This window comes from Plantibacter flavus, from assembly GCF_051487245.1.
Lineage (GTDB): Bacteria > Actinomycetota > Actinomycetes > Actinomycetales > Microbacteriaceae > Plantibacter > Plantibacter flavus_B.
In genome coordinates this window covers 346,124-364,766 of sequence record NZ_JAHVDH010000004.1, presented here as the reverse complement: position 1 = coordinate 364,766, position 18,643 = coordinate 346,124, and the positions used below count along the sequence as shown (strand labels likewise).

Sequence of the window (18,643 nt, the reverse complement as noted above, 5' to 3'; positions counted from 1 at the left end):
CACGTCGCCCTCCAGGCACGTGACACCGGAGGATGAGCGTGTCCTCAGGTCAGGAAACCGCGGATCACCAGGGTGAGGAGCGCGGGCCGCTCGGCGAGCAGTCCGTGCGTGGCACCCGGAACGATGCAGAGCTGTGCACCCGGGATCGACGCTGCGATCAGGAGGCTGTGGTCGGGTCGGATGGAGTCTCGGTCGCCGGCGATGATGAGCACTGGGGCGTCGATGACGGCGAGCTCTGCCGGCTCGATGTTCGGCTCGGTCGTCCAGAGGCGGAGCAGTTTGTCGAGGACGACGTCGCCGTGCTCGGGCCCGTCCGGTGACAGTCGCTCGTAGTGCTGGCGTTCGAGGTCGGGGCGCTCCGCCGCTCCTGCACCGACGTCTGTCGTGGCCTTCGCGGGTGTGAGCAGCAGTCGCCCGTGCTCCTCGGCGGTGCTGAACGCCGACGGGTCGAGGTTGGCGCTGATCGCGACGACCGACCGGACGCGCTCGGGGTGTTCGAGCGCGAGCATGAGCGCGAGGATGCCGCCGTCGCTGTAGCCGACGACGTGCACCGACTCCAGCTCGTGGGCGTCGAGGTAGGCGACCGTGTCGGCGAGGCTGCGCCTGTAGCTGTACGCCTCGTCGATGTCGGCGGACCGACCGTGGCCGGGGCGCTCGAAGGCGTGCACCGTGTGATCGGCGACGACCGCGTCGGACAGGAAACGGAGCGATTCGAGTGAGCAGAACCCGCCGTGGAGGAACAGGACGGGTTCACCCGCACCGTCGACCTCTGTGTACAGGTCGATTCCGTTGATGCGTGTGAAGGCCATCCGTGCCACCCATCCGTTCTATGCCGTTTCCAGAATACGTGTGGCGGCGGCCACGGGAGCACCGCACATCCCGGGCGATCCGACACGATCGTGCGCAGAACCTGGGGTACCGCCATGCTGCCCGCGGTTCTGGGAGGATGCAGTGCTGCTTCGAACGCGCGCGATTCCGCCCGCACCCTCTCGACGCGCGAGGTGGCTGTCGACTCCGGGGGAGCGGCCCCTGCGAAACCGGTCCCGGACGATCAAGGATGCCCGTTGCCCGAGAACTCGCCATCGCCCGTCGCTCGCTCGGGATCCGAACCGACCGCAGAACCGTCGGTTCAGCTCGAGCCCGCGGCCCGACCGGGCCTCTCGGGCCGGATCGTCACGTCCGTGATCGCGGCGACTGCCGTGGTCGTCGGAGCCTGGATCGTGGGCGCCAGCTGGTCGCTGACGCAACTCGTCACACCTGAGGTACCTGTCCGCGCCTACCTCGCGTCACTGGCGGACGGAGACGTGGAGCAGGCGGCCCGACTCGACGGCACGGCTGCGGCGGCCGAGGAGCAGGGGTATCGTCTGGACCTCCTGACGAACACGTCGTACGCGTTGGCATCCGAGCAGGCGACGGGGTATCGGATCCGAGGAACCGAGGTGCGCGACTCCGGCGCCGTCGTGACGGTCGACTACGAGCAGCGTGACGAGCGCCAGACGATGGAACTCGAGCTGGCGAGGCGGGAGAACGTGTTCCTCTGGTTCAACGCGTGGCGGTTGACGCCGAGCGGGATGCCCACCGTCTCCGTCGCGACGGACCGGTTCGGCGCTCTCGAGCTGTCGTACGCGGGAACCTCGCTCGGCACGATCGAGGAGGACACGACGTTCCTCATCGCGCCCGGCACGTACGAGCTGCAGGTCGACTCGCCGACCGGGTCCTTCGAGTTCGTCGCGCCCGAAGTCGACGCCGCGTGGGGAGCGAAGCGCAATCTCTTCCTCTATCCCACGCTGACGAGTCTGGGCGTCGAGCAGGCTTCCGCGGCCGTCACGGCGTACGTCGATGCGTGCATCGCTTCGACCTCGTACGAGCCGTCGGGGTGTTCGTTCGCGATCGACAACTCCGCCGGTGACGAACTGACGTCCGTCAGCTGGGCGCTGACCCAGGCGCCGGAGTTCACCTTCGACTCCTACTCGGAGGAATCCGGCTTCATGGTGACCACGACGAAACGCGGGAGCGCCGACTTCCTGGCGGAGTATCGACTCACCACGGGGGAGACGGGCATCGCGACCGCAGAGGACTGCGAGGTCTGGGTCGACGGGAGCGTGCGTCTGGATGCCGCAGGCGTGTGGGTCTTCACGCCATACTCGGGTTAGCAGGCGCTGCGGTGCCGTGACGCTCTGACATCCGCTCGGAGCAGGAGCATCTGGAAACGGGGGGATCTGTTGAAGTACGTGCCGACGTTCGGACTCATGGCCCAGGTGTTCGGGCTGATCGCGGCACCCGTGTTCGCGTTCCTCGTCATACCGAGCGAACGCCTCGCGGCGAACGTAGCCTTCCTCATCTCCTTCGGCTTCATCTACCTCGCCGTCGTCTGGGTGGTGCTCTTCTGGACGACGTACCGGATTCTCGTGGTTGATGAACACCTGATCGCGTTCACCGCGTTCACGCATCGCGTGGTGCGTTTTGACGAGGTCCTGTCAGTCGGGCCGGCTCTGATGGAGTGGGGGATGTTCCGAATCCGCATCCGCGGCCAGCGTGGCATCCACGGGAGGTCCAGCAACGGCTTCGGCGACCTCGTTGCCCATCTGCTCGCCGAGCGGCCGTCGATCCGTTCGGGATACGCACGGGGAAAGCCGAGAACCGATCAGTACGTCTCGTCGAAGTTCACCGAGATGACCGATGACGAACTCGTCTCAGCACGACGTCTCATCGCCGCGAGCGCGGTGGTCTGAATGTCCATGAAGTCCGCAGCGAGCAACGGCGTCTGGTATCCCGTCCTCTTCATCATCGCTTTCGGGGCGGCCCAAGGCTTCCTCCTCCGGGAGGTGGCGCTCACGCAGCCCTGGGTCGTGCTGTTCGCCGCTGCGATGTTGGCGCTGATGCTCGGCATCGCCTGGCTCGAACTGTTCCGCGCAGCTCATCGCATCGACGTCGTCGACACTTCGATCATCGAGCATCGGGCGTTCCGCAAGCGTGTCATCCCGATCGCCGAGATCGTGTCCGTCTCCGAACCGAAGTGGTCGGCCGGCCCGATGCTCGGGCAGCCCGGTGCGCCTCGGACGGTCGCGATCCGGCTTGCGACGGGGCGGAGCGTCTGGGTGAAGCAACGCGACGGCTTCAACGAGTTTCTCAGCGACCTCCGGCGGGTCAACCAGTCGATCGCCGACGAGCGCACACACCCGCCGCGAAACGACCACGCGTCCAGGTACTGGCCACTCACCACAGCCGAGGCGACTGCGTCGAGGCGACTGGTCGAGACGGCCGCCTCACCCACCACACGCCTGGGAAATCAAGCCAACGAGGGAAAAACCTCCGGCTCGTAGGCTGACGACATGGTCACGAAGCACGCTCGTCAAGCAGTGTCGCTCGACTCATCGTCACCAGTGGAACGACACCAGCCCCACCTTCCGTACGTGGTACCCATCGGTGCCCGTCAGTGGAGGATCTCGAACGGCAACGAGCCCGGTACGCCGGATTGCTGCCTCGCCTACGTTGAAGGCCGCGAACCCGGGTTCGACGTCCTGATCGTCGCGCCCAGCCCGCCCGAATGGGTGCACGTCGACACCTTCGAGGAAGCGAAGAACATCGCGATCCGTCGTCCGTCGCACCTGTAGTCACCGGTCGGGCGTCAGGAGGTGGGCGTCGCCAGATGCCAGTAGGTGACGCGCGCACCCGGGTACTTCACCGTGGTCGCGTTCGTCACCGACCGGTAGTGCGAGTCGAGCGTATGCCCCGCGAAGTACACTTCGCGGTCCGCCCCCTCGCCGACGATGCGGGTGACGATTCCCGTGTGGTCCTCGTCGCCGGAGTCGTCCCAGTCGAACTGGACGATGTCGCCGAGCTGCAACTCGCTCAGGTCGGCGGTGGCGAGTTCGGTCGCCCGCTCGGGGTGGGCCCGGAGGTAACGCTCGAACAGCGTCGAACTCACCCACGCGTCCGAGTACTCGGGGTCGCCGTCCGCGTCCGTGGCGAACCACCAGTCGTCGTCCATCTGCCATCCGCGGGCGATGAGGGACTGGCTTGCGAAGTTGACGCAGTCGGAGTCGGGCAGCGCACCGTACTCGGCGTCGTTGTAGGACTTCCAGTGCGCGTGCACATAGTCGAGCTGCGCCTGGATCGACGCGTTGTCGGAGCGCTGCTCGATCTGCTCCGGCGAGCATCCGGACAGACCGATGGCTGCGGCTGCGACGACGACCGCAGCGATCGAGGCGCGCAGCCTGCGGGAGAGACCGGAACCGAGCATCCCCCAACGCTAGGCGTGCGCCGCTGGACGAATCGTGTGGGCCGGTTGTGACACGGATGGGCCGGCTGACGACCCGGGGCGGAGATCTCTGAGATCATGCACTGTGCCTCGGCGCCGCACGATCCCTCGTACCGCGTCCCGAAGTGCGACGCGGCTGCCGGCTCCGGGGGAGCAGCCGCGTGTCCCCGGTCCGGATGAAGCGAGCCACTGTGATCGAGAACGCGCCGTCCGCAGCTCCCACGCACAAGCGACAGCAGCTCGGCGCGGGGGCCGTCGTCCTGCTCATCGCGGCGTTCGTCCTCCAGATCGTCGGCTACGTCCTCCCCGTCGCGGTGACGATCGGCGCCGGCGCAGGCCCGTTCGCCGCGGCCGTCGAGGAGGAGCTGAACGCTCAGGGCCTGACCGGCGAAGACCTGTTCGACGGCGGACTGGCAGACGACGACTCGATGCCCTCGCCTGCGGAGGCTCGTGCCCTCGCGAACGCGACGCTCACCCAGGGCTCCTCGCTCATCCCGTTCAACACGATCATCAGCGAGGAGGGCGAGTGGGAGGAGATTCGATGCTCATTCGATGCGTGGGATGGCGGCGAGCTCTACTTCGCCCGCTCCATCAAGACGTTCGAGGTCGCACCGGGTACCAGCGAGTCGTCTGAGCAGACGATCGCGGACTTCTTCGCAGACGAAGAATGGCCGGTGTACGTCGGGGGCGCCGACGACCCGACCTGGGTCAGCTTCGATCTCTCGGAATCGGCCGACGACATCGACGTCCAGAGTTACGACGATGCCCTCGGGGTGCAGGCGTACACCGAAGGCGGCAAGGAGTACGTGGTCCTCATCTCCGACGAGGGCTGCTACCGCTGACGGCGTCAGACGCTCCCGCGCCGCACGATCGACGTCGGGACGAACGACCCGGGCGGGGAGATGGTCTCGCCCCGGAGCTGGGCGAGGAGCACCTCCGCGGCCCGCCGACCGACGGCGGCTGCCGGCTGGTGCACCGTCGTGAGCGCTGGGTGGCAGCGCAGCGCCCAGGCTGAATCGTCGAATCCGACGATCGAGACGTCTTCGGGCACCCGACGGCCGGCGGCCCGCAGCGCTTCGATGGCACCTGCGGCGACGGCGTCCGACGCGGCGAACACCCCGTCGATCGCGGGATCGCGCCCGAGGAGCACGCTCATCCCCTCGAAGCCGTCCTGGTACGAGTACAACGGCACGTCGACCACGAGTTGCTCGTCGAACCCCGCACCGAGGGCGTCGCGGAAGCCCGCGAGACGGTCGGAGCCGGAGTCGCGGTCGAGGGCTGCTGCGATCATCCCGATCCGTCGACGGCCGGCGCCGATCAGCTCGCCGGTGATGGACGCGGATGCTGCACGGTTGTCGATGCCGACGAACGGCAGCTCATGGAGGTCCGGGGGATGACCGACGAACGTCGCGGGAAGCGCGAGCCGCTCGATGACCCGGGTGATCGGGTCGTTCTGGCGTGCTGAGACCATGATGACGCCGTCGACGAAACCGCCGGAGAGGTAGCGGGTGATGCGGTCGGTGTCGCGCTCGGAGTCGACGACGAGACACACGAGCTGATGGTCGGCCTGCGACAGGGCCTCGTTCGCACCGAGGAGGATGTTGCCGATGTTGGGGTCGTCGACGAACAGGCTGTGCGGTTCGTGGACCACGAAGCCCACCGCCTGAGTGCGCTGCATCACGAGGTTCCTGGCCGCGGTGTTCGGCACGTAGCCGACCTTCTCGATGGCCGCCTCGATCGCTTCGCGGGCCTCGGCGGACACGTACCGCTCACCGTTGACGACACGGCTGACGGTGCCACGGGACACGCCGGCTTCGACGGCGACGTCGTGGACGGTCGCGCGTCTGCGTCGAGTCGGCGGAGGGGTCACGGCTCCACCCTAGCGCCGCTTGCAACCTGATTCCGGGTGGTCCGGATTGACAGATTCCGATCTTCGCCCATACTCTGTGTACGTTCACAGACTCTCAACGTGGAGTTGTCGCTCTGCAATCTGTGCACGTTCACAGAACCTCGTCCACAGATTGCAGAAGATTCGATGAGCAGCGCTCCCACGTTCAGCCACGACGGCATCGCCTACGGCTGCGACTACAACCCCGAGCAGTGGGATCGTGCCGTCTGGCGCGAGGACGTCGCCCTCATGCGCGAAGCCGGAGTGGACTTCGTCGCCCTCAACATCTTCGGCTGGTCGCACCTCGAGCCGCGCCCGGGCGAATACGACTTCAGCGGTCTCGACGAGATCCTCGACCTCCTGCACGAGGCCGGCATCCGGGTGAACCTCGGCACCGGAACCGCGTCAGCCCCGCCGTGGCTCACCCACCAGCACCCCGAGATCCTGCCGGAGACCGAGGACGGCACCACCCGTTACCCCGGTGGACGACAGGCGTGGTGCCCGTCGTCCGCGGTGTTCCGTCGCGCAGCGCTCGAGCTCGTCGAGCGCGTCGGTGCCCGCTACGGCTCGCACCCGGCCGTCGCCCTCTGGCACGTCTCGAACGAGCTCGGCTGCCACAATGCGCTCTGCTACGACGACGAGAGCGCAGAGGCGTTCCGAGGCTGGCTGCGTGCCCGCTACGCGACGATCGATCGCCTCAACACCGCCTGGGGCACCTCCTTCTGGAGCCAGCAGTACAGCGACTTCGACGAGATCCTGCCGCCGCGACTCACGCTCTCCAGCCGCAACCCGAGCCAGGTCATCGACTTCCAGCGTTTCTCCTCCGACGAACTGCTCGGCTACTACCGTGCCGAACTCGAGGTGCTCCGTCGACACAGCACCGTCCCCGTCACCACCAACTTCATGGTCACCGCGCACATCAGGAACCTCGACTACTGGCAGTGGGCGCCGGAGATGGACATCGTCGCCAACGACCACTACCTCGACAACCGCCTGGCGGACCCGACCGCTGAGCTGTCGTTCGCGAGCGACGTGACCCGCGGACTCGCAGGCGGTGGGGCCTGGCTGCTCATGGAGCAGTCGACCGGTGCCGTGAACTGGCAGCCGCAGAACCTCGCGAAGGCTCCCGGGGAGATGACGCGCAACTCGCTCACCCACGTCGCCAAGGGCGCCGAGGCCGTGTGCTTCTTCCAGTGGCGTGCGTCGCTGCAGGGATCGGAGAAGTTCCACTCCGCCCTCCTCCCGCACGCCGGAACCGACACGGACCTCTGGCGCGAGGTGGTCGAGCTCGGCGGCACCCTCGATCGACTCGACGAGATCATCGGCACACGGGTCCAGGCCGACGTCGCCCTGCTGTTCTCCTGGGAGAACTGGTGGGCCGCTGACGGCGAGAGTCGCCCGTCGCACTCGGTCGAACACCTGGCGCAGGTGCACGCGGCGCACGCCTCACTGCGTCGTCTCGGCCACACCGTCGACATCGTGCGCCCGGGCGCCGACCTGTCCGCCTACCGTCTCGTCGTCGTGCCGAACCTGTATCTCGTCCGCGACCGTGAAGCCGCCGTCATCAGTGACTACGTGGCGGCAGGCGGCCATGCGGTCATCACCTTCTTCAGTGGCATCGCCGACGAGGAGGACCGCGTGCGACCCGGCGGATACCCCGGCGCCTTCCGCGACCTGCTCGGCGTCAACGTCGAGGAGTTCGCACCCGTGCTCCCCGGCCAGGTGCTCACCCTCGCCTCCGGGAAGACGGCCACGGCATGGTCGGAGCGCACCCGCGCACGCGGCGCAGACGTCGTCGACACCTTCGCCGACGGACCAGCCGTCGGACGCCCGGCGATCACCCGCAACCGGGTCGGCGAGCACGGCGGCACAGCGTGGTACCTGGCGACGAGCCTCGACGCCGACGCGCTCGACGATGTCCTCCGTGACGCTGCCCACGCCGCCGGTGCCCAGCCGCAGGGCGATGAGCGCGAACCCGGCCTCGAGGTCATCCGCCGCGCGGACGCCGACCGGAGCTACCGCTTCCTCATCAACCACTCGACGCACGACGTCGAGCTGCCGGCGACCGGATACGAACTCGTCACCGGTGAACCCGTCGACTCCATTGCACGTGTGCCTGCCGGTGCCGTGCGCGTGATCAGAGAGGACCTCACGCGATGAGCGTCAACACCGAGACGGCGAAGGTGGCGTCCCCGCGGCCCCTGCGCCGCGGAACGGCACCACGCCTGGCGAAGGCGGTGGTGCAGCACAAACGGGCCATCTTCATCTTCATCGCCCCGTTCGCCGTCCTGTTCGCCCTGTTCTACCTCGTGCCGATCGGGTACGCGGTCTACCAGTCGCTGCTCGTCATCGAACGCGACGGCACGTTCGGCGAGGCCCGCGAGGTCTTCGGCGGCTTCGCCCAGTACGTGCAGGTGTTCCAGAACGGGCCCTTCTGGCAGTCCGTCGGGCGTGTGCTCGCCTTCGGCGCCGTGCAGGTGCCGATCATGCTCGGCCTGGCGCTGATCTTCGCGCTCCTGCTCGACTCGCCCCTGCTCCGAGGGAAGCGGTTCTTCCGCCTCGCGTTCTTCGTCCCGTACGCGGTGCCCGGTGTCATCGCAGCGATCATGTGGGGCTTCCTGTACTCGCCCAACCTGTCGCCGTTCACCGCGATCACACAGAACGTGAACTTCCTGTCCGCGGACCTCGTGCTCTGGGCCATCGCGAACGTCGTCACTTGGGTGTTCGTCGGCTACAACATGCTCATCATCTACTCGTCGCTGCTCTCCATCCCGACGGAGATCTACGAGGCGGCCCGACTCGACGGCGCCGGTCAGTTCCGGATCGCGTGGGCGATCAAGATCCCCCTCGTCATGCCCGCGATCGTCCTCACGGCGATCTTCTCCATCATCGGCACGCTCCAGCTGCTCGCCGAACCCCAGGTGTTCCGCTCGTTCAGCTCGGCAGTGAGCAGCACCTTCACGCCGAACCTCACGGTGTACACCACCTCGTCCATCCCGAACGTGAACCTCGCAGCCGCCTTCTCGGTCGTGCTCGCCCTGGCGACCTTCGTCCTCTCCTTCGGGTTCTTGAAGTTCACGCAGCGAAAGGAAGGCAAATGACCGCCATCCTGTCCACCGGCCGTGGCCCGAAGGAGAGTCGCCTCTCCCGTGCCGGCGCGCTCATCGTGATGCTCGTCTTCACGCTCTACTTCCTCATCCCGATCTGGTGGCTGTTCATCGCGTCGACGAAGTCGCCCACGCAGTTCACGAACTCCGCGCCCCTGTGGTTCGCGGACTTCAACCTGTTCGAGAACGTCGGCCAGCTCATCGCCTACCGCGACGGCGTGTACCTGAAGTGGATGCTGAACTCGGTGCTGTACGCCGGGCTCGGTGCGCTCATCGGCACGCTCATCGCCGCGATGTGCGGGTATGCGCTCGCGAAGTACCGGTTCCCGGGCCGCGACGCGATCTTCAACGTCGTCCTCGGCGGAGTGCTCGTGCCGGCGACCGCGCTCGCCCTGCCGCTCTTCCTCATCTTCAGCCAGGTCGGCCTGACGAACACCTTCTGGGCCGTCTTCCTGCCGTCGCTCGTCAGCCCGTTCGGCGTGTACCTGACGCGGATCTTCGCGGCGTCGAGTGTGCCGGAGGAGCTGCTCGAGGCGTCGCGTCTCGACGGCGCCGGTGAGATCCGAACCTTCTTCACGATCTCGGTACGCCTCATGTTCCCGGCGCTCGTGACGGTGTTCCTGTTCCAGTTCGTCGCGATCTGGAACAACTTCTTCCTGCCGCTCATCATGCTGCGCGACGAAGCGCTGTTCCCGGTCACCCTCGGGCTCTACTCCTGGAACTCGCAGGTGAACCAGATCCCCGAGCTGCGCCTGTACGTCCTCGTCGGCGCCTTCCTGTCGATCATCCCGCTCGTCATCACCTTCCTCCTCCTCCAGCGGTTCTGGCGATCCGGCCTCGGTGCCGGAGCGGTCAAGTAACCGTCCCAACGACCTGCACCTCCCGAAACACCAGCACCACCCGAACACCCATCCCGCACCATCCACAGAAACGGATCAGCAATGAACCTCAAGAGAACAGCGGTCGCCGCAGCGGTGCTGTCGGCCGTCGTCCTGAGCGGCTGCTCCTCCACCGGGTCGGAGGGCGGCAGTGCTGCTGCCTCCTGCGCCCCGGCAGAGGGCAAGGTCGACCTCAGCTTCACCTCCTGGATCCCCGGCATCGAGGAGGTCGTCGACGTCTGGAACAAGGCGAACCCCGACATCCAGGTCGCCGTGCAGACCGGCCCGAACGGCAACAGTGGCACGTACCAGAACTTCTTCAACCAGCTGAAGGCCGGCAACGCACCCGACCTCGGCCAGATCGAGTACGACGCCCTGCCGAACTTCCGCGTGCAGAACGGCCTCATGGACCTCGGCGCCTGTGAAGACGTCATGGCCGCGAAGGACGACTTCGTGGACTGGACCTGGGGCCAGGTCTCCCTCGGTGAATCGGACTCGGTGTACGCCGTGCCGCAGGACTCCGGCCCGATGGCCATGTTCTACCGGGCCGACCTGTTCGAGCAGAACGGCATCGCGATCCCGACGACGTGGGCAGAGTACAAGGAGGCCGCCAAGAAGGTGCGTGCCACCGGCGCCTACATCACCAACTTCTCGCAGGGCGACATCAACCAGTTCGCCGGGTTCGTCTGGCAGGCCGGCGGCAGCTGGTTCAAGAACGACGGCAGCGACTGGACCGTCGACCTGACCGATGCCGCGTCCAAGAAGGTGGCCGACTACTGGCAGGACCTCATCGACGAGGACCTCGTCTCGACCGTTCCGGCGTGGACGACCGAGTGGGACAACGCCTACAACTCCAGCGCAGCATGGACGTGGAACTCCGCGGTCTGGGGCGCGAACTCCATCGCTTCCGGCGCGCCTGACACGGCCGGCAAGTGGGCGGTCGCGAAGGCTCCGCAGTGGGAGTCCGGCGACTCCGCAGCGGGCAACTGGGGCGGCTCCTCCACGGCGGTCTTCACCGGTTCCGAGCACCCGTACGAGGCTGCGAAGTTCGCACTGTGGCTGAACACCTCCGAAGAGGCGCTCACCATGCTGAACACGTCCGCGAACATCTACCCCGCGACGAAGGCCGGCCTCGAGCTGCCCGTGCTCAAGGAGGGTGTCGACTTCTACGGTGGCCAGCCGATCTACGATGTGTTCGCAGAGGCGTCCTCCGAGGTGTCCGAGGACTTCGCCTGGGGTCCGACGATGACGCAGACGTACAACGACGTGTCCGATGGCTTCAAGGCGGCGGTCTCCGGCAACGGCACGCTGCTCGACGCCCTCACGAAGGGTCAGTCGGCGACGATCGACGCCCTCAAGGCGCAGTCCATCCCCGTCAAGGAGTAGTCACCAGTGATCCACCACCTTCGTGCCGCGGGCGTCAGCCTGATCGTCGACGCCCGCGGCACGAAGGTGCCCACCATCCTGCACTGGGGTGCTGACGTCGGGGACCTCGACGCCCCCGCCCTCACCTCGCTCGCCGAGGCGCTGACGCCGGCGATCCCGCCGTCATCCATCGACGAACCGCCTCGCCTCAGCCTGCTCCCCACCCTGTTCGACGGGTGGAGCGGGCGCCCGGGGATCGGGGTGCACCGCCCGGCCTCGTTCGGTTCGCTCACCCTCCTCGCCCTGCGTCTGGTGTCACAGCAGCGCGACCGCGACACGCTCGTCCTCACCGTCGCCGACGCCGACGCGGAGCTCACGGTGGTCTCCACGATCGAGCTCACGCCGCAGGGTGTGCTGCGCATCGGACATGTCGTCCGGAACGACGCAGATGCAGACGCCGCAGAGCCTGCGGCCGGGCTGCTCGCAGTCGACGCCCTGGGCACTGTCCTGCCCGTCCCCGACCGTGCGGCGGAGGTGCTCGACTTCACCGGGCTGTGGACGCACGAACGCACACCGCAACGACACCGTCTCGGCCAGGGCGCCTGGACCCGCGAGCACCGCCACGGTCGCCCCGGTCATGACGACGCCTTCCTCCTCGCCGTCGGCGCGCCAGGGTTCGGGTTCCGCTCCGGCGAGGTCTGGGCGACCCACCTGGCGTGGAGTGGTGACAAGGCTGTCTGGGTGGAGCGTTCGGCGCTCGGGTCCGCGGTCACCGGTTCCGCCGAACTGCTCGCGCCCGGCGAAATGGTCCTCGCACCGGGGGAGTCGTACGCCTCACCGTTGACCGTCGCCGTGTACTCCGCCGCCGGCCTCGACGGGGTGTCCGCCCGCTTGCACCCGTGGATCCGCTCCTGGAGCACCATCACCCGGCCGCGCCCCGTCGTCCTCAACACCTGGGAGGCCGTCTACTTCGACCACGACCTCCCGACCCTGCTCCGTCTCGTCGAGCAGGCGAGTCGCGTGGGCGTCGAACGCTTCGTCCTCGACGACGGTTGGTTCACCGGTCGCACCGACGACCGACGCGCGCTCGGCGATTGGTTCGTCGACCCCGAACGCTGGGCCGGCGGACTCTCGCCGCTCGTCGACGCGGTGACCGCCGCCGGGATGGACTTCGGCCTGTGGGTGGAACCCGAGATGGTGAACCCCGACTCCGAGCTGGCGCGAACGCACCCCGAGTGGATCCTCGGTCACGTGGATGCACCGACCTGGCGGTTCCAGCGCGTCCTCGACCTCTCCAACCCCGACGCCTTCGCCTACATTCTGGGCTGCCTCGACGCACTGCTCACCGAGTACGACATCGCCTTCCTCAAGTGGGACCACAACCGAGACCTGCTCGGCGGTTCCGCCCACCGGCAGACGCAGGCGCTGTATCGACTGCTCGACGCCGTGCGGGCCGCGCATCCGGGCGTCGACATCGAATCGTGCGCTTCCGGCGGCGGCCGCGTCGACCTGGGCATCCTCGAACGCGTCGACCGGGTGTGGCCGAGCGACACCAACGACCCACTGGAGCGGCAGTCGATCCATCGGTACACCTCGCTCGTCGTGCCGCCCGAGTACCTGGGCGGACACCTCGGGGCCGCGCAGTCGCACACCACCTACCGGACCTCGGACCTCGCGTTCCGGCTCGCGACCGCGCTCTTCGGCAGCGCGGGGATCGAGTGGAACCTCAACGAGGCGAGCGAGACCGAACTCGAACTCATCGCCGACTGGATCGCTCACGACAAGCGCCTGCGGCCCCTGCTGCACACGGGCACGCTCGTGCGGATGGACCCGTCCGACCCGGCGATCCTCGCGCACGGCGTCGTGTCCGCCGACCGCTCGTCGGCGCTCGTCGCACAGGTGGCGCTCGCCGCACCACTCACGGCGATCCCGGCCCCGCTCCGTATCCCCGGCCTCGACGTTGACCGCAGTTATGTCGTGCGGCCGTTGTCGCTGGGGGCGGAACCGCGCACCATCCAGGACGCACCGCCCGCCTGGATCGCCGCAGGCTCCATCGTGCTCACGGGCCGTGCCCTCGCCGAGATCGGTGTCGCCGTGCCACTCCTGCTCCCGGAGCAGGCGCAACTCTTCACGGTGGACGCGCTCTAACCCGTCCCGTTCGCCCAGCTTCGGGCGAACGGGTGCACGGTTCAGCGCTCGCGGTACGCCCGTTCCTCCTCGGCGATGTCGGCGCCGTAGAACCCCACCGGGATCTGGCGGATGTCGAGCATCGCGTCGCGGTCGAACGAGCCACTCACGTCCCAGAAGGGGTTCCAGGCGGCACCCGTCCGGTAGTCGGCGATGAACGTCGTCAGGTTGGGCGGGGTCGAGACGGAGCCACCAAGGGCTTCGATCCGAGGCGTCGCGACCGTCACGAGGTACGTGTACAGGTACGTGAGCTGTTCGTCGTTGAACGGCACGCTGTAGCGCGGATCCATCGGGAACCGGAGCGAGCAGGCGGTGAATGCGGTGTCCCACGGCTGGTTCTCGGAGACGCCGGTCGGGCGATCGTTCCGCAGACCATCGTCGGAGGACGCCGTCGTCGGGTGGCCGGCGTCGGTGAGGCAATCCGCCAGCACCGTCGCCCACTCCGGCTGGAGCAGGAATCGCTCCCGCTCCACCTGGGGAACGACGAAGTCGCTGTAGCGCTCCTGCATGGACTCCACGAGTTGCGTGTCCGATGCCGCTGCGATCCGGAGGAGCTCGTCCTCAGTCATCGGATCAGGTGACGGGTACGAGTCGGGGTCCGTCGTGAGATCGTCCGGCGTCACCGGGGCAGGGGCGACGCTCGGTCCCTTCGGCACCTGATACCAGTGCTCGAGCGTGAACCGCGCGCCGTCCGGGACGACGACCTCGATGCGCTGCGCGGCGTCGGTCAGTGCTCCGATATCGGCGATCTGGAAGCCGAAGCGCTCACCGCCCGGCGCACCCTCGCGGCACGTCCCCACCATCGTCCCGTTCGGTGCCCCATCGACACTCACGCTGTAGGCGCCCGGGTCGACGCAGCTGAAGGTGACGACGAGCGCGCTTGCGGCTTCATCAGGCGCCGGCACATCGATGACGGTCGGTCCCACATACGTCTGCGGCCCCGAGTTACCGGCCACCGCGACGCCGGCTGCAGTGGCGCCTCCGACGAGCAGCACGGCCATGGCCCCGATGATCACGCCTCGACGGCGTTTCGGTCGCGGATGGGTTGCCGCGAGCACCGTGCTGCGCGCGCGCAGGAGCATGGCCGAGAACTCGGCGTCTTGGGTCGTTTCGTCATTCGTCATGAGCTGCCACCGCCTTCCGCAGTCGTGCTCGCGCACGCTCCAATCGTGTTTCGCCACGCTCCCGACCGACGCGCCGACCAGCGTGGCGGCCTCGCGATAGGAGCGACCTTCGATGAGACACAGTTCGCAGACGAGGCGATCGAGATCGGGCAACGCCTCGATCTCGGCGAGCACCACCGCAAGGCGCTCGCGAGCGATGTCGTGATCGGGCCTCAACGTCGCGATGTCGGGGAGTTCGTCGGCACCGTGCCTGGCTCGTCGTCGTCGATGGTTCAGCGCATGGTTGCGGCACGTGACGAGCAGCCAGGGCAGCACGGAGGTGTCGACCACCCGGATGCCGGTGCGCTTGTTCCAGGCGGTGATGAACGTCTCCTGGACGAGTTCCTGGACCTCGTCGAGCGAGGAGACGAAGGCCCAGGCGTAGCGCCCCACCGCCGGTGCGTGGCGGTCGAAGATCGCCGCGAACGCCGCCTGGTCGTCGCCGGCCGCCGCGCGAAGCAACTCACTGTCGCTCGTCGTCGTGTGGTGCATGTTCCCCCGTCGTGCTCCGGCCGAACCGGCCCCTCACTTCAACATGTCGAGCATCCGACGATCATGACGCCGGCCCGCGGTCGTCTTCATCGGGGGCGACGTATGGCGGGGTGACGACGAGGCAGAGGACACCCCAGAGGATGGCACCCAGGACCGCGAGGATGATGGGCGGCGCTGTCGGTCCAGTGCTGGCGGCTCCGGGTTGTGCGAGCGTCGCCGTGGAGATCCACAGCGCTGTCGCGACAGCGGCGGCTCCGCTGGCGAAGCCGCGCTGCACGCGACGGTTCACCTGCCATGACGGGCGTAGACCGACGATCGCGAGCCCGAGTGCGCCCAGCGACAGGACGAGTGAGATCGCCACCAGGAGCCATGTCGGTGCCGTCCCGTCGACCACGCCGCTGCGATCGAAGTGGATCGCGAGCTCCGCGGGTGCCGCTGGCAGCAGGACTGCTGCACTCACGATCGTGGTGACGAGCGGGACGCCCATGAGCGCGACCGCCGACGTCTCCCGGATCGTCTTCACCGTGCCTCGCCCCCCGGCGTGTCGCTTCGGTCGCCCGTGTTCGGGCGGATGAGTGCCCGTTCGCCCTGCAGATGGGCGAACGGATGGCAGCTCGGACTAGTCGGTGCCGATGTCCTCGCCGACGACCGTGATCTGCGCGGGCACTGGCCACGGGTGTTCGCCGACGGGGGAGAGTCGCACCAGCTCGGTGAGGCGCGGCGCCGGTGACCCCTCCGCACCGATGAGCCAGCCACCGACGAGGAATGCGCCGCCCACGACCGACCACACGGCGATGCCGGTGACGCCGAAGTCGCCATAGGACGGATCTGTGAAGCGCGTCGTGACGAGGTCGCCGTGGGTGAGGTCGGCGAGCTGTGCGCTGACCGCCGAGGCGTCGGGGTCGACCGCGTCGAGGTCGGCGACCGACTCGAGCACCTGCAGTGGCTTCGTCGGCTTGCCGTTCTGGTCGAGCGCGGTGCCAGCGACGAAGAGACCGGTCACGATCTGCGAGCGACGTGCTGCCCCGATCAGGTCGAACGTGCCGTAGCGCGACAGGCTCAGCCGGGCCTGGACGGACGAACCGTCCTCGGCCGCTTCGATGGCTGCAGAAATCTGCTTGATGTCTCGTCGGGCGGGAACGCTCAGGTCGTAGGTCACCCCTCCACTATCCCAGCTCGGTCGTGCACATATGGGCGAACGATTGCTCCGGGCCCAAAACGGCGCACCGAGCGAGATCTGAACAGCACAAAATGACAGCAACACACAGAAACAATCATGCAGTTATGCAAATGTAACCGTCACGCGTTGACGGCCCTGGAGATTGTCCGGCAAGCTGGGAATCACTTGGCGGCTATCTGTCAACTTCGAACACCAGGACGACCTCGGCCCGCGGGGAGCTCCTCACAAGGATGTGAGTATGACGACTTCACACGTATCAACATTTTCAAACAAACCGAAACGTCTCCCTGATGGGATGTTCGCCTTCATCCTGGTGGTGCCGGGCCTCGCACTCCTCGTCGCGGTGGTGGCGTATCCGCTGATCACGGCGCTGGTCACGGCGTTCTTCAAGCAGAGCCTCGTCGTGCCCGGCCGTGAGTTCGTCGGGTTCCAGAACATCATCGACGTCCTGCAGGGCGACTTCTTCAAGCTGCTGGGCCAGACCATGGTCTTCACGCTCGGCACCACGATCGCGCCGTTCGTGCTCGGGTTCGCATTGGCCCTCGCGCTCAACACCCGCATCCGCGGCGCGAAGATCATGCGCGGCCTCATGCTCATCCCGTGGCTGGTGCCCGGGGTCGTCGTCTCGTTCCTCTGGATGTGGATCTTCAACGCGAACTACGGCGTGATGAACGCCATCCTCGGTATCTTCGGGATTGAAGCGCAGGCCTGGCTCGCCCAGCCGCAGACCGCGATGTTCGCCGTGATCGTCGCCAAGACCTGGCAGTCGTTCCCCTGGATCATGGTGATGCTGCTCGCGGGCCTCCAGACGGTTCCGCAGGAGCTGCACGAGGCCGCCGAGATGGACGGCGCCGGCACGATCCGTCGCTTCTTCTCGATCACCGTGCCGCAGCTGAAGGGCATCATCGGCCTCGTCCTGCTGCTGGAGTTCATTTGGAACTTCCAGCACTTCGACATCATCTACGTCCTCACCGGCGGTGGTCCGGCCGGTAGCACGCAGACGTTCGCCACGGCCGTCTACGAGACCGCCTTCCGCGGCTTCGACCTCGGCCACGCCGGTGCACTCGGCCTGTTGTGGCTCATCCTCCTGATGGCGCTCGTCGTCGTCTACGTCCGCTTCTCGGAGAAAGGGGAGCAGAAATGAGCGTCACGACCGCCCCTCCCGCAGCACCCAAGACGACCCCTGAGGCCGTTCCACCCGTCCCCGCCGACACGAGCGCGCTGCGTCGCAAGCCGTCCCTGTTCCGTTCCGAGCGTCGCTCCGTCCGGGTCAGCGCGTGGATCGCCGTCATCGTCTGCGGCGGGTTCGGCCTCCTGCCCGTCTACTGGCTGCTCGCCACCTCGCTCACCCCGCGTGACCAGGTGTTCTCCTACCCGCCGAAGATCTTCCCGACCGAGATCAGCTTCGAGGCGTACGCGTCACTCGCCTCGAACCCCGACCTGTTCATGTACCTGCGGAACAGCATCATCGTCTCGGTCATCACGGCGCTGCTGTCCGTGATCGTCTCCGCATACATGGGGTACTCGTTCTCGAAGTTCCGGTACCGCGGTCGTCGTTCGCTGATGTACTTCGTGCTCGCCTCGCAGATGTTCCCGCAGGCACTGCTGCTGATCACGCTGTACTCGGTGTTCAGCGCGTACGGCTTGCTCAACACCTATGCGGCGCTGATCCTGTCGTTCACGACCTTCACCCTGCCGCTGTGCGTGTGGATGCTGAAGGGCTTCTTCGACACGATCCCGGACGAGCTCATCGAGGCGGCCCGCGTCGACGGTGCATCCCGACTCCGCATCATCCACTCGATCGTGCTGCCGTTGTCGGCGCCCGGTCTCGTGGCGGCCGGTCTATTCGCCTTCGTCCGCGGGTGGAACGACTTCGTGTTCGCCCTGACGCTCGCCGGCCCAGACAAGCAGACCCTGCCGCCGGGCCTCGTGAACACCTTCGTGGGGGAGGCTGCGACTGCTTGGCCGGAACTCATGGCCGCGTCGCTCGTCGTGTCCCTGCCCGTCGCGATCGCATTCATGGCGCTGCAGCGACATCTTGTCGGCGGCCTCACCGCCGGCGCGGTCAAGGGCTGATCAGCCGAGACCTTCCACGTACCTTCGCCACTCTCCCGCAACCCCC

At 67.3% G+C, this 18,643-nt stretch carries 18 protein-coding genes; 12 read left to right on the top strand and 6 right to left on the bottom strand.

Annotation, left to right across the window (positions count from 1 at the left end):
- Positions 1 to 44: 44 nt before the first annotated feature.
- Positions 45 to 809 (bottom strand): alpha/beta fold hydrolase, encoded by a 765-nt coding sequence (locus KXS11_RS11995; protein ID WP_437385821.1) that lies wholly within the window; start codon positions 807 to 809, stop codon positions 45 to 47.
- A 372-nt stretch (positions 810 to 1,181) separates the two neighbouring features.
- Here KXS11_RS11995 and KXS11_RS11990 point away from each other — a divergent pair, with 372 nt between their 5' ends.
- From KXS11_RS11990 to KXS11_RS11975, 4 genes are all read left to right on the top strand, one after another.
- Entirely contained in the window at positions 1,182 to 2,153 is a 972-nt protein-coding gene (locus tag KXS11_RS11990; RefSeq protein WP_437385820.1) for a hypothetical protein, read from the top strand.
- Positions 2,154 to 2,222: 69 nt separating this feature from the next.
- A complete protein-coding gene (locus KXS11_RS11985; RefSeq protein ID WP_437385819.1) occupies positions 2,223 to 2,732 on the top strand; it encodes a hypothetical protein in 510 nt (169 codons plus the stop codon).
- Positions 2,733 to 3,323, top strand: a complete 591-nt coding sequence (locus KXS11_RS11980; RefSeq protein ID WP_437385818.1) for a hypothetical protein — start codon at positions 2,733 to 2,735, stop codon at positions 3,321 to 3,323.
- Positions 3,324 to 3,332: 9 nt separating this feature from the next.
- Entirely contained in the window at positions 3,333 to 3,614 is a 282-nt protein-coding gene (locus KXS11_RS11975) for a hypothetical protein (RefSeq protein ID WP_437385817.1), read from the top strand.
- A 14-nt stretch (positions 3,615 to 3,628) separates the two neighbouring features.
- Here the strand turns inward: KXS11_RS11975 and KXS11_RS11970 are convergent, their stop codons facing one another.
- The gene (locus KXS11_RS11970) at positions 3,629 to 4,243 is read right to left on the bottom strand and encodes an amidase domain-containing protein (protein ID WP_437385816.1); all 615 of its coding nucleotides are present in this window, start codon (positions 4,241 to 4,243) and stop codon (positions 3,629 to 3,631) included.
- Positions 4,244 to 4,452: 209 nt separating this feature from the next.
- Here KXS11_RS11970 and KXS11_RS11965 point away from each other — a divergent pair, with 209 nt between their 5' ends.
- Positions 4,453 to 5,103 (top strand): hypothetical protein, encoded by a 651-nt coding sequence (locus KXS11_RS11965; protein WP_437385815.1) that lies wholly within the window; start codon positions 4,453 to 4,455, stop codon positions 5,101 to 5,103.
- 5 nt (positions 5,104 to 5,108) lie between these two features.
- Here KXS11_RS11965 and KXS11_RS11960 read toward each other — a convergent pair whose 3' ends face one another.
- The gene (locus KXS11_RS11960; protein WP_437385814.1) at positions 5,109 to 6,131 is read right to left on the bottom strand and encodes a LacI family DNA-binding transcriptional regulator; all 1,023 of its coding nucleotides are present in this window, start codon (positions 6,129 to 6,131) and stop codon (positions 5,109 to 5,111) included.
- 165 nt (positions 6,132 to 6,296) lie between these two features.
- Here KXS11_RS11960 and KXS11_RS11955 point away from each other — a divergent pair, with 165 nt between their 5' ends.
- The 5 genes from KXS11_RS11955 (at position 6,297) to KXS11_RS11935 (ending at position 13,647) form a co-directional block, all read left to right on the top strand.
- Positions 6,297 to 8,309 carry a beta-galactosidase gene (locus KXS11_RS11955; RefSeq protein ID WP_437385813.1) on the top strand — a complete coding sequence of 671 codons (2,013 nt, stop codon included), beginning with the start codon at positions 6,297 to 6,299 and terminating at the stop codon, positions 8,307 to 8,309.
- Entirely contained in the window at positions 8,306 to 9,250 is a 945-nt protein-coding gene (locus KXS11_RS11950) for a carbohydrate ABC transporter permease (RefSeq protein WP_437385812.1), read from the top strand. Before KXS11_RS11955 ends, KXS11_RS11950 begins: the two co-directional genes overlap by 4 nt.
- Positions 9,247 to 10,116, top strand: coding sequence for a carbohydrate ABC transporter permease (locus tag KXS11_RS11945; RefSeq protein ID WP_437385811.1), 870 nt, complete (start codon positions 9,247 to 9,249; stop codon positions 10,114 to 10,116). The genes KXS11_RS11950 and KXS11_RS11945 overlap by 4 nt, the downstream gene beginning before the upstream one ends.
- Positions 10,117 to 10,197: 81 nt before the next feature.
- Positions 10,198 to 11,520, top strand: a complete 1,323-nt coding sequence (locus KXS11_RS11940; RefSeq protein WP_437385810.1) for an ABC transporter substrate-binding protein — start codon at positions 10,198 to 10,200, stop codon at positions 11,518 to 11,520.
- A gap of 6 nt (positions 11,521 to 11,526) precedes the next feature.
- Entirely contained in the window at positions 11,527 to 13,647 is a 2,121-nt protein-coding gene (locus KXS11_RS11935; RefSeq protein WP_437385809.1) for an alpha-galactosidase, read from the top strand.
- 41 nt (positions 13,648 to 13,688) lie between these two features.
- Here the strand turns inward: KXS11_RS11935 and KXS11_RS11930 are convergent, their stop codons facing one another.
- The 3 genes from KXS11_RS11930 to KXS11_RS11920 form a co-directional block, all read right to left on the bottom strand.
- The gene (locus tag KXS11_RS11930) at positions 13,689 to 15,341 is read right to left on the bottom strand and encodes an RNA polymerase sigma factor (protein WP_437385808.1); all 1,653 of its coding nucleotides are present in this window, start codon (positions 15,339 to 15,341) and stop codon (positions 13,689 to 13,691) included.
- Positions 15,342 to 15,402: 61 nt separating this feature from the next.
- Positions 15,403 to 15,864 carry a DUF1648 domain-containing protein gene (locus KXS11_RS11925; RefSeq protein ID WP_437385807.1) on the bottom strand — a complete coding sequence of 154 codons (462 nt, stop codon included), beginning with the start codon at positions 15,862 to 15,864 and terminating at the stop codon, positions 15,403 to 15,405.
- A gap of 96 nt (positions 15,865 to 15,960) precedes the next feature.
- Positions 15,961 to 16,500, bottom strand: a complete 540-nt coding sequence (locus KXS11_RS11920; RefSeq protein ID WP_437385806.1) for a hypothetical protein — start codon at positions 16,498 to 16,500, stop codon at positions 15,961 to 15,963.
- Between the two features lie 316 nt (positions 16,501 to 16,816).
- Here KXS11_RS11920 and KXS11_RS11915 point away from each other — a divergent pair, with 316 nt between their 5' ends.
- Together KXS11_RS11915 and KXS11_RS11910 are read left to right on the top strand one after the other, a co-directional pair.
- On the top strand, positions 16,817 to 17,665 hold the full coding sequence (locus KXS11_RS11915; protein ID WP_437385805.1) for a carbohydrate ABC transporter permease: 849 nt from the start codon (positions 16,817 to 16,819) through the stop codon (positions 17,663 to 17,665).
- Positions 17,662 to 18,597: a carbohydrate ABC transporter permease gene (locus tag KXS11_RS11910; RefSeq protein ID WP_437385804.1), complete on the top strand. Its 936-nt coding sequence runs from the start codon at positions 17,662 to 17,664 to the stop codon at positions 18,595 to 18,597. The genes KXS11_RS11915 and KXS11_RS11910 overlap by 4 nt, the downstream gene beginning before the upstream one ends.
- Positions 18,598 to 18,643: the final 46 nt, after the last annotated feature.